Raw genomic sequence first — 10,410 nt, 5'->3', positions numbered from 1 at the left:
TGCGCTCGTCGGTGATCGGCAATTCTTGCGCGCCGTCAGCGATCAGCTTGCTGAAAAACGGCACCACGGAACCGCGCGATCCCGCCACGTTGCCATAGCGCACCACGGCGAATCGGGTCTGCTGTTCGCCGGCAATGTTGTTGGCGGCGACGAACAATTTGTCCGAAAGCAACTTGGTCGCGCCGTACAGATTGATCGGGCTGGCGGCCTTGTCGGTGGACAGCGCGACGACTTTCTTTACGCCGTTATCGATCGCCGCAGCGATGATGTTTTCCGCGCCGTTGACGTTGGTGCGGATGCATTCGGTCGGGTTGTATTCCGCCGCCGGCACCTGCTTCAACGCAGCAGCGTGCACCACGTAATCGATGCCGCGCATGGCCTGACGCAGACGATCGGCGTCGCGCACGTCACCAATGAAATAACGCATGCACGGCGCGTTGAACGTCTGCTGCATTTCGTACTGCTTCAGCTCGTCGCGGGAGAACACCACCACGCGCTTGGGCTGGTACTGCTCGAGCAGCCGGCGGATGAAGTTACGGCCGAACGAGCCGGTGCCGCCGGAGATGAAAATCGATTTTCCGTTGAACATGTTGTGATTCCTGTCCGGCCTGCTCAGGCGAGCAACTGCGCCCAATTGATCGAGGCGTTTTCGCCCAGAGTGAAACCTTTGCCGCTCAAGGCCAGGTTGGCGTTGTACGCCGGATCCTGGGCAAAGGCGTCGGGCCATTTTTCACGCAATGCCGCCAATGCCGCTGGCGCCTGTGGCAGCTCGCCGGTGTGCAGCACCTGCACCAGTGGCGTCCACACGGTGAGGTAACCGGCCTGACCGGCCTTCAGGCACAGGTCGACATCGGCATAGCCGTCGGCGAAGGTCGCTTCGTCGAGGCCGCCAAGGGCGTTGAACAGCTCTTTGCCAACCATCAGGCACACCTTGGAAACAGCCGAGTAATTCTGCTCGACAGCCAGACGCTGCATGTAGCCCTCAGCCTTGTGTTTTTCGCCGATGAAGGGCGAACCCACACCGTCGTTGAGGCCGAGAATCAGACCGGCCTGGGCAACCTTGCCGTCACGATCGACCAGTTTGGCGCCGACGATACCGACTTCCGGACGCTGGGCATGGTTGAGCAGCGAATCGATCCAGTTCGGATTGACCACTTCGCTGTCCGCCGCCAGCAGCACCAGGTATTCACCCTGCGCCTGCTCGCTGGCGGCGTTGAACAAGGCAACTTCGCTCAGCGGCTGGTCGGCACGCAACACGTTGACCTTGGCATGGCGCAGCGTGCCCAGCCAGTCGTTGACCTCTGCCGACTGGTTGGCGTTGGCTGCCAGCAGCACTTCGTAGCGGCTGTAGCGAGTACGCAGCAACACGCCTTCGAGGCAGCGACGCAGCACCGGCAGATCATCGATGACCGGCACAATGATCGACACCAGTGGCTGTTCGGTGTGGCGATAATCGATCTGCCAGGTGCCCGGCGTTGTCGATGTGACTTTGGCCTTGTAACCGCGATTGCCCAAGTGACGCAGCAGCGCCAGGCGCTCATGGGCGTTTTCTTCCAGAGGCGCCTGCTCGGTGATCAGCAGCGGCTCGTCGAGATGCGCGAGGCCGTCGAGGCCGCCCTGTTCGATGATGCGCAGCAACAGATCGAATTCCAGCGCCTTGCTGAAGTCGGCCTGATAGCCACCGGCCTCGAGCAGGACTTCACGACGGATCAGCCAGTGCCGCGCCATCAGCGACGGCACGCTTTGCAGCAGATCCAGGTTGAAACCGGGGCGGAATACGTCGACCAGTGCGCCGTTTTCCTTGCGCTGGATTTCATCGGTGGCCACCGCACGCACACCTTGGGCGCCGATCAGCTCAAGGCTGGCGCGCAACAGGCCGCTGGCAGTGAACAGATCCCCCGCCTCAGCCAGCATCAGCCAGTCGCTTGGCGACTGCTGGGCGCTCTGGTTAAGTTTGTCGACGACGTTGCCGGGCGTGACGCGGACAAAGTGCAGGGTGTTCTGCGCAGTGGTCGCCGCTGGTGCTTCACCGGTGGTGAACACAACAATCCTGAAGGCTTTGCAGTGTCCCTCGAGCAAGCTGTCGAGCGACACTTGCAGCTTGTCGATGTCGTTGTCCAGATCAAGCAGGAAGATGCCGAATTGCGGGCCACCGCCATCAGCCGCCAAGTGCTGGCTGATCGACTCGAGCTGCTCGATGGCGGGCGCGCGCGCAGCCAGCCATTGCAGAAGACGGCCGGATTTCATTTTGTCGAAGCTGGCCTGATGATCATCGACCGTCAGCGCCTCGAGGCGGGCGATCCATTCATGCATGGCTTGCGCCGCCGCCTCGTCACCAAGCACTTGCAGTTGCGCAGCCAGACGCTTGGCAACCACCTGGTTGAACGCGTTCAGGTCATGCGCTTGCCACAGCCGGTCAACCACACTCTCCGGCGTATCGTTGTTGCGCGCCTGCAAAAGGTGCGCCTGACGCGTCCAGATTCCTTCCAGCCCTTCCAGTTGCACACGGCCGGCGGGCATGGCGTGCAGCATGAATTCGAACTGTTCCAGACGATCGAAGAACGCTTGGTTGTAGAACGGCATTTCGACGTATTGCAGAGGCCCGAAACGACGATCCGGCAGCTTCAGTTCCTGGTTCCAGGTGGACTCGAAAATCAGTTCGGCGGTCAGCGAACGATTGGACTTCAGACAGTCGGCCATCGCCTGGAAGCTTTCGAGGACGAAGGCCTTGGTTTGCCTGGCATCGAGCCCCTCGATAGCGGAAGGCAACGACACGAGCAAATCGGCGAACGCCTCGCGCTCGGCCACCGATTTCGCATCGACGTAGGTCAGCGAGTGATAGACGTCGGTGCTGTGCTCGGACGTGCCATAGTTGATCTCGCGCACGACATACGGTGTCGGCAGGATCCGCGCCTTGGCATTGGCCAGCAGGAAGTAGACGTGACCGATTTCCTGCCATTGGAAATTCGTCCCCGGCGGCAGAGATGAGTGCCAGGTTTTCATCAGGTCGGTACGGGTCACCGCGTAGAACGGCGGGATGTACTGGCTCATGTAATCGATGACGCGTTCCTGCGCACGGTCGGACGCATAGTCCTCCTGGACCTTCTTGTCACGACGGTAGTAATTCACCCCACCGGCCAGCGTCAGGTACATCAGGCAATACCCGTGGCACATGCCGTAATCGGGGTTGGCCTGCAGGAAGTCCACGGACTCGGCGAGCGAGTCATGCAGAATGAAATCGTCATCGGCTGCCAGCACCATGTACGGCGTGGTCAACTGCTCCACGCCATAGGCCAGCTTCGCCTGCATGCCCCAGTAAGCGAACTGCGGCACGTGGTGATAGTCGACGGCGGAAAAATCGTCTTCCGGCCGTTCCGGCGTGGAATCCAGCACCATGATCCTGCAGGGCAAGCTGCTGTAGTACTTGACCGCCCGGCGCAGGAACGCCGGCCGATTATGCGTAATCAGCACCACGGTCAACAGCTCGCTGAGTGATCGTTCAGAACTGTACTTGCCTTGCATAACTTCTCTCCACAACCGGCGACTCGCCGAAACAACGCTGGGTAAATGTTGCGAATTAACGGACGCGACGCAGGTAGCCGTCCGGCGCCACGGTGATCAGCAATTTGTTCTGCAATTGCTGGTCGATTTCGAAGTCCCGGTTCTCTTCCAGGTACTTCCACACGGCGGTTTTCGGGTTGTCGCCCGGGCCCCATGGACGATCCGGGAAGAAGTCGGCCGGCATGTCTTCAACCACGGTGTCCATGACCACGCAGTAGCTGTCGACCGACACCAGCGGCGCGTAGAGGCGCAGCTCTTCGAGCACGTGGTCGTGGGTGTGGTTGGAGTCGAGAACCAGAATGACTTTCTTGCCTTTGGCGGCGGCCTGCACCTGAGCGGCAATGGCCGGGTCGATGCTCGAACCTTCGATCATCTTGATGCGCTTGGCCATCGGGTGGCTTTCGATGGCTTCGCGGTTGTGCGGACGAATGTCGAGGTCGATGCCCAGCACTTCACCGTGGCCTTGCAACTCCAGCAGCGAGGCGTAGTAGATGATCGAACCGCCGTGGGCAATACCGCACTCGATGACCAGGTCCGGCTTGACCTGCCAGATGATCTCCTGCATCGCCATCATGTCTTGCGGCAGCTGGATGATCGGGCGGCCCATCCACGAGAAGTGGTAGCTGTATTTGTGCTTGGCCGATTCGTTGAAGAAATCCCGGGCCAGGCCGGTCAGTTTCTGGTCGTCACCCTGTTGGGCGATCTGCTCGCGGCACTCGGCTTCGAAAGCCTGGTTGATGCTGTTGTCGGTCATGTCGGTCATCTCAAGGGTCACTGGAACGAAGCGCTGTCGACGGCGTGATAGACGTAGCGTCCACCGGTCATCCGCTTGATCTCTTCGAGGTAATTGGAATTCATCACAAACAGGTGCGCGCCTTCGGGCAGCGCATCCATCGCCTCTTGCGGCGATGACACTCGCGCACCGCTCAGGGGCAGATAACGCCCCTGCTTGGCCGGGTTGATATCGATCACGCGATCGACCGCGACGCCGGCGCGTTGCAGGAACAGCGAATAGATCACGCCTTTTGACGAGGCGCCCCAGATCGCCGAACCCTGTGCAGGCGCCGAGCGGATGATCTGCACAGCGCGGTCGAGGCTGACGCTGAAATCTTCCGGCAGGGCCAGGCGCGCCACCGGTTGCTCCGGGGTCAGGCGCAACGTCGACAGATCGGCGACGATGTACAGATACTGGCCACCGAACAGATGCCCGGCCTCATGCACCGTGCCGAACATCCGGCGCAAGTCATCGAGGCGGAAATAGTTGACGTGTTCGTAGAACAGGTCGAACCACGCCTTGTGCTCAAGGATCCAGTCCAGGCACGGCACTTCGATGTAGATCTGCCCGCCCTGATTGGCTTCGCCGATCACGGCCAGAAAGCTCACCGGGTCCTCAATGTGCTCCAGCACATGACGCAACACGATGGCATCGGCCGACAAGCCGAGACCGCGCGTAAACGGCGCCTTGATCACGTCAGGGTTTTCGCCTTCGTAAGCCGGGTCGATGCCGGTGATCGAATAGCCAAGGCCTTTGAGCAACTCAAGAAAATAGCCCTTGCCGCAGCCGACTTCGATCAGTTCCTGGCCCTTGAAGTGCTTGGCGATGATGCCTTCGACATCGCTCAGGTGTTGCTGGAACTGGCCGGAGTGCGCCTGCTCGTTCTGATAGTCGGCGTCATAGCTGAGCTTGTCGGCGTCGAACGCGGCGTTGAAAACCAGACCGCTGCGTTCGTCCTGCACCAGCAGCATGTCGGCGCTGGCCGAGGCCCGCGCCGATTCGGCATCGGCGAAAGTACGGTTCTGCAACACTGGCAGGCCGGTAGCCCGGTACAACTCGTGCCTCATGGCGACTCTCCCATTAACTGTTGCAAGCGCTCGGTGACGGCCCAGAACGCCAGCGGTTCGTGCGTCGGATACGGGTAGTGGCCGAGGTTCAGATCCACTGTTGCGCCACGCTCACGCAAGCGCTGTTCGACCAGCGCACGCACCGACACCGGCTGGCCGCTGGCACAGTTGACCACGCCATCGAAGTCGCGCTGATGGAGGATCGCGGCGAGATGACTCGCGGCGGTTTCAATCGCGAGGAAATCGCGCAACTGCTCACCGGCCGACATGTTGAACGATGCCTCGCCGCTATCGATTGCCCGATCCAGCGCGGCCAACAGGCTGTTGGGGTTCTGCCCTTCGCCGTGCAGGTAGAACAAGCGCGCCCACTGCAAAGTGAACGGCCGCTCCTGCTGCAGGCTCTGCAGAAACAGGTGCAGCGTGTGCTTGGCCAGACCGTAGGGATTACTCGGCCGTGGCTCGGTTGCTTCGCTGAGCGGGCCGCTTTGCATGCCGTATTCAAAGCAGGTGCCGGTCACCAGAACCTGCTGCACGCCCGCCTCGACCGCGCTTTTGATAAAGCGGTAATCGGCCATCAGGTTGTGCTCGAAATGAAACAGCGCCCGATAGTTCGGCAGCCCCGGCCAGGCCAGATGCGCGAGTGCGTCGATGCCTTCGGTCAGCGCGACGACGTTCAGGTCGGCCGCGTGAATATCTGCTGCGATGAACTCGACGTCATTGATCCACGGCATGCCCTGCGCGGTTTCTGCGTTGCGCGCCACGGCGCGAATCTCGCAGCCACGCGCCAGCAATGCGGCAACCAGATGCCGACCGACAAAGCCTGTGGCGCCAGTGACCAGAACCTTCACAGCACTTTCAACTCAGGCACGGCGATGACGAAGCGCCCGTCCCACTGACGCACCTGCGCCAATTGCTGACTGACTTCGGGCAACAGGTTCCACGGCAACACCAGCACGTAGTCCGGCCTGTCGATTTCGATCTGCGCCGGCGCCACGATCGGAATGCGGCTGCCCGGCAAGAACTTGCCCTGCTTGTGCGGATTGGCATCGGCCACCCAGGCCAGCAGATCCGCTTTGACTCCGGCGTAATTGAGCAAGGTATTGCCCTTCGCCGCGGCGCCATAACCGACCACACGTTTGCCGTCGGCCCTGGCCTGCAACAGGAAGCGCAGCAGGTCATGTTTGATGCGTTCGGCAGCAGGCGCGAGGGTCGCGTAGTACTCGGCGGTTTTCACCCCGGCATCGAGTTCGGCCTGCAATTGTTGCTGAACTGCCGGGAGGACAGCGCGGCGCTGGCCGTCCTTGCGCTGCACGAATACGCGCAACGAGCCGCCGTGGGTGCTCAACTGGCCGACATCAAACACTTCCAGGCCATTGCGCTCGCACAGGGTCTGCACGGCGGTCAGCGACAGGTAGGAATAATGTTCGTGATACAGCGTGTCGAACTGCGCGCCGGCCATCAGCGTCAGCAGTTGCGGAAACTCGAAGGTGGCGACGCCGGTCGGCTTGAGCAACGTCGCGAAGCCGGCGAGGAAATCGTTGATGTCGGGCACATGGGCCAGCACGTTGTTGGCTGCCATCAGGTCGGCGCTCCAGCCTTCGCTGCGCAATTGCGTGGCGGTGTCGCGGCCGAAGAACAGCTCACGAATCTCCAGGCCTTTTTCCCGTGCAGCCTGTGCGGTGCTGCGGGTCGGCTCGACGCCCAGACACGGGATGCCGCGCGCGGCGACGTATTGCAGCAGGTACCCGTCATTGGCGGCGACCTCGACCACACGGCTGTCGGCGTTCAGACCGAAACGCTCGCTCATCTCGGCGACATAGCGCTCGGCGTGATTCAGCCAAGTACTGGAGAACGAACTGAAGTAGGCGTATTCGGCATCGAACAGGCTGTCGGCACTGGTGTAGTCCTCGGTCTGAACCAGCCAGCATTGCTGGCACACCGCGACTTTGAGCGGCACCCATTGCTCGGCCTGCTCCAGGCGATCGGCATGCACGTAGGCGTTGGACGGAGGCGAAGTGCCGAGGTCGATCAGCGGCAGGCTCAGCGGTGCGGCGCACCCACGGCAATTCATAGACGCACTCCAGCAAAGTGTTGATCAAGCGCGGGATGGCTGGAGTCACGCGCTGACAAATTATTGACAGGCAACGGCCAGGCAATCGCCAGCCGTGGATCGTTCACCGACAAGCCGCCCTCGTGCTCCGGCGCGTAATCGGCGCTGTGCAGATAGAGCAACTCGGCGTCGTCAGTGAGCGTCTGAAAGCCATGAGCGAAACCTGCCGGAATCAGCAGGCTGCGGCCATCGCCCGCCTTCAAGTGCTCGGCGTGCCAGTGCAGATACGTCTCCGACTCGGGACGCAAATCCACCGCAACATCCCAGACTTCACCGCGCAGGCACGTGATCAGCTTGGCTTCCGGTGCGTTGGCATTTTGATAATGCAAGCCACGCACACTGCCCTTTTCGCGGGTGCAGGAGTGGTTGATCTGGCGGATATGAAATTCATTGCCGAACGCACTCAGGCTGCCCTCGCAGAACAACCGGGCGAAGTGCCCGCGCTGGTCTTCGAAACGTTTGTGCTGAACGCTGAACAGGCCGGCCAATGGCAACGCTTGCAGGGAAAACTCGCTCACAGCGCGCCTCGGTACAGATTCAATTGGCCCAGAGTCACGGCGCGCATGTCATCGCCGTTCTGCCACGCCAAGTGCCAATCCAGGGTCTGCGCAAGGCACGCTTGCAACGACCAGCGCGGCTGCCAGCCGAGCACCTGCCGCGCACGACTGCTGTCCAGACGCAGCAGACCGGCTTCGTGCAATTCACTCGGTTCGATACGCAGACCACGGGCCTGCGGCCAGCGATTGGCGAGTAGCTCGACCACTTCGCCGACGCTGCACATGTCCGCCTCACCGGGGCCGAAGTTCCACGCACCGGCGTATTCCGGGCCGTATTCGTAAAGCGCGGCAGCCAGTTGCAGATAACCGGCCAGCGGCTCCAGCGCGTGCTGCCACGGGCGCACGGCTTGCGGATAGCGCAGGGTTACCGGCTCGTCGGCAGTCCAGGCTTTCAGTACGTCGGGAATCAGTCGCTCCGGGGCAAAATCACCGCCGCCCAGCACATTGCCGGCGCGTGCGGTCGCCAGGGCCAAACCATGTTCGGCATGTTTGTCCGCCGGGAAAAACGACGCGGCATAGGACTGCGCGAGCAATTCGCAGCAGGCCTTGCTGCTGCTGTAAGGATCGTGGCCACCGAGCGCTTCGTCTTCGCGGTACGGCCACAGCCATTCCTTGTTGGCGTAGACCTTGTCGGTGGTGACCAGCACGCAGGCACGCACGCCGCCGATCTGACGAATCGCTTCGAGCAGGTTCAGCGTGCCCATGACGTTGCTGGAATAGGTGCCGAGCGGATCGCGATAGCCCTCGCGTACCAAGGGCTGGGCGGCGAGATGCAGAACAATTTCCGGCTCGGTCTCGGCAATGATTTCGAGCAAGGCGCCGAGATCGCGCAGATCGCCGCGTTGATCATTGATGCCTTCGTGCACGCGCGCCAGTTCGAACAGGCTCGGCTCGGTCGATGGGTCCAGGGAAAAACCGCTGACTTGCGCGCCGAGGCTTTGCAGCCACAGGGTCAGCCAACTTCCCTTGAAACCGGTGTGCCCGGTGACCAGGACGCGTTTGCCACGCCAGAAATCCGCATTCAAGCCCATTGCTTCCATGGGGCCTCCCCGCTCTGCCACAGCGCTTCGAGATGGTTCTTGTCGCGAAGGGTGTCCATTGGATGCCAGAAACCTTCGTGTTCGAAGGCCTTGAGTTGTTCGTCCTGCGCCAGACGGGCCAAAGGCTCGGCTTCCCAGGTGGTGCTGTCATCGCTGATGTAGGGCAGTACTTTTGGCGAAAGCACGAAGAAACCGCCATTGATCCAGCCACCGTCACCACGGGGTTTTTCGGTGAAGCCCAGCACTTGATCGCCCTGGCGTTCGAGCGCGCCGTAACGGCCTGGCGGCTGCACGGCAGTGACGGTCGCCAGGCGGCCGTGGGCTTTGTGGTAATCGACAAGCTGGGCAATGTTGATGTCGGAAACACCGTCGCCGTAGGTGAAGCAGAACGCTTCTTCATCCTTGAGATAACGCGCGGCCCGCAACAGGCGGCCACCGGTCATGGTTTCCTCGCCGGTGTCGATGAGGGTCACACTCCACGGCTCGCTGTAGTTTTGATGGACGTCCATGCGGTTGTTGCGCATGTCGAAAGTGACATCGGAGGTGTGCAGAAAGTAGTTGGCGAAGAAGTCCTTGATCGCGTAGCCCTTGTAGCCCAGGCAGATGACGAAGTCGTGGATCCCGTGAGCGGAATACTGCTTCATGATGTGCCAGAGAATTGGCTTGCCGCCGATCTCGATCATCGGCTTGGGCTTGAGGTGCGACTCTTCACTGATGCGCGTGCCGAGGCCACCCGCCAAAATAACTGCCTTCATCGTCTCCCCTCTCGTACGTCACCGGGCTGCGCACAGCTTTCTTGAGCGTTGCAGGCCTTCTGGCTAAACCTTCTGCCGGACCGGGCGCCGCTGGAAAGACCACGAGCGCTCGTTTTATGGCGATTTGCGGGGCACTTGCAGGAAACGCGCCAGCTCAGAGTCGACGTGGTGGGGACGGGCTAGGGATTTTGATTGGGGACATATCCCTTATCGCGGGTGCTGCCGCTGGCGGTTTGGTCTCCGAATCAGTCCCGTAACGAAGCCTGTCGCCGGGGCAAAAGATCAAAAAGCCAAATCAAAGGCCAGATCAAAAGCCACAGCCAGATCAAGAGCCAGAGCCGAAGCAAGAGCAAAAGCCAGAGCCGAAGCAAGAGCAAAAGCCAGATCAAAAGATCGCAGCCTTCGGCAGCTCCTACAGGTGGATCGCATACCACTCAAGAAAAGGTCGGCTGTCAGGCCTCCTTCGCGAGCAGGCTCGCTCCCACAAAAGCAAAGCAGCGCAGCTGCCCGCGGCAAAGCCGCCCCACTCAACAATGAGCGCAAGC

Annotated in this window: 10 protein-coding genes; all 10 read right to left on the bottom strand. The window is 61.2% G+C overall.

Annotation, left to right across the window (positions count from 1 at the left end; translation table 11 throughout):
* Positions 1–589, bottom strand: a 589-nt coding sequence (locus tag D6877_RS12185; protein WP_130910941.1) for a polysaccharide biosynthesis protein, incomplete at its 3' end; no start/stop codon positions are given.
* A 23-nt stretch (positions 590–612) separates the two neighbouring features.
* Entirely contained in the window at positions 613–3,522 is a 2,910-nt protein-coding gene (locus D6877_RS12180) for a TIGR00180 family glycosyltransferase (protein ID WP_130910940.1), read from the bottom strand.
* Between the two features lie 55 nt (positions 3,523–3,577).
* A complete protein-coding gene (locus tag D6877_RS12175) occupies positions 3,578–4,315 on the bottom strand; it encodes a cephalosporin hydroxylase family protein (RefSeq protein ID WP_130910939.1) in 738 nt (245 codons plus the stop codon).
* 17 nt (positions 4,316–4,332) lie between these two features.
* The gene (locus D6877_RS12170) at positions 4,333–5,403 is read right to left on the bottom strand and encodes a class I SAM-dependent methyltransferase (protein WP_130910938.1); all 1,071 of its coding nucleotides are present in this window, start codon (positions 5,401–5,403) and stop codon (positions 4,333–4,335) included.
* Entirely contained in the window at positions 5,400–6,251 is an 852-nt protein-coding gene (locus D6877_RS12165; RefSeq protein ID WP_130910937.1) for an NAD(P)-dependent oxidoreductase, read from the bottom strand. Before D6877_RS12165 ends, D6877_RS12170 begins: the two co-directional genes overlap by 4 nt.
* Positions 6,248–7,474 carry a class I SAM-dependent methyltransferase gene (locus D6877_RS12160; protein WP_130910936.1) on the bottom strand — a complete coding sequence of 409 codons (1,227 nt, stop codon included), beginning with the start codon at positions 7,472–7,474 and terminating at the stop codon, positions 6,248–6,250. The genes D6877_RS12165 and D6877_RS12160 overlap by 4 nt, the downstream gene beginning before the upstream one ends.
* A complete protein-coding gene (rfbC, locus tag D6877_RS12155; protein WP_130910935.1) occupies positions 7,471–8,031 on the bottom strand; it encodes a dTDP-4-dehydrorhamnose 3,5-epimerase in 561 nt (186 codons plus the stop codon). The genes D6877_RS12160 and rfbC overlap by 4 nt, the downstream gene beginning before the upstream one ends.
* A complete protein-coding gene (gene rfbG, locus D6877_RS12150) occupies positions 8,028–9,110 on the bottom strand; it encodes a CDP-glucose 4,6-dehydratase (RefSeq protein ID WP_130910934.1) in 1,083 nt (360 codons plus the stop codon). Before rfbG ends, rfbC begins: the two co-directional genes overlap by 4 nt.
* Positions 9,092–9,865, bottom strand: a complete 774-nt coding sequence (gene rfbF / locus D6877_RS12145) for a glucose-1-phosphate cytidylyltransferase (protein ID WP_130910933.1) — start codon at positions 9,863–9,865, stop codon at positions 9,092–9,094. The genes rfbG and rfbF overlap by 19 nt, the downstream gene beginning before the upstream one ends.
* A 282-nt stretch (positions 9,866–10,147) precedes the next feature.
* Positions 10,148–10,410: hypothetical protein (locus D6877_RS29605; protein WP_206662986.1), on the bottom strand; the 263-nt coding region annotated here is incomplete at its 5' end.

Origin of the sequence: Pseudomonas sp. Sample_9, assembly GCF_004307535.1 — a bacterium.
Classification (GTDB): Bacteria; Pseudomonadota; Gammaproteobacteria; order Pseudomonadales; family Pseudomonadaceae; genus Aquipseudomonas; species Aquipseudomonas mercuritolerans.
Note: the sequence above shows the minus strand (reverse complement) of the source record. Positions and strands in the feature narration are given on the sequence as shown.

Bases quoted from the DNA above. Each gene is read 5' to 3' on its own strand.
- D6877_RS12180 (WP_130910940.1), bottom strand. From the start codon at position 3,522: ATGCAAGGCAAGTACAGTTCTGAACGATCACTCAGCGAGCTGTTGACC.
- D6877_RS12175 (WP_130910939.1), bottom strand. From the start codon at position 4,315: ATGACCGACAACAGCATCAACCAGGCTTTCGAAGCCGAGTGCCGCGAG.
- D6877_RS12170 (WP_130910938.1), bottom strand. From the start codon at position 5,403: ATGAGGCACGAGTTGTACCGGGCTACCGGCCTGCCAGTGTTGCAGAAC.
- D6877_RS12160 (WP_130910936.1), bottom strand. From the start codon at position 7,474: ATGAATTGCCGTGGGTGCGCCGCACCGCTGAGCCTGCCGCTGATCGAC.
- rfbG (WP_130910934.1), bottom strand. From the start codon at position 9,110: ATGGAAGCAATGGGCTTGAATGCGGATTTCTGGCGTGGCAAACGCGTC.
- rfbF (WP_130910933.1), bottom strand. From the start codon at position 9,865: ATGAAGGCAGTTATTTTGGCGGGTGGCCTCGGCACGCGCATCAGTGAA.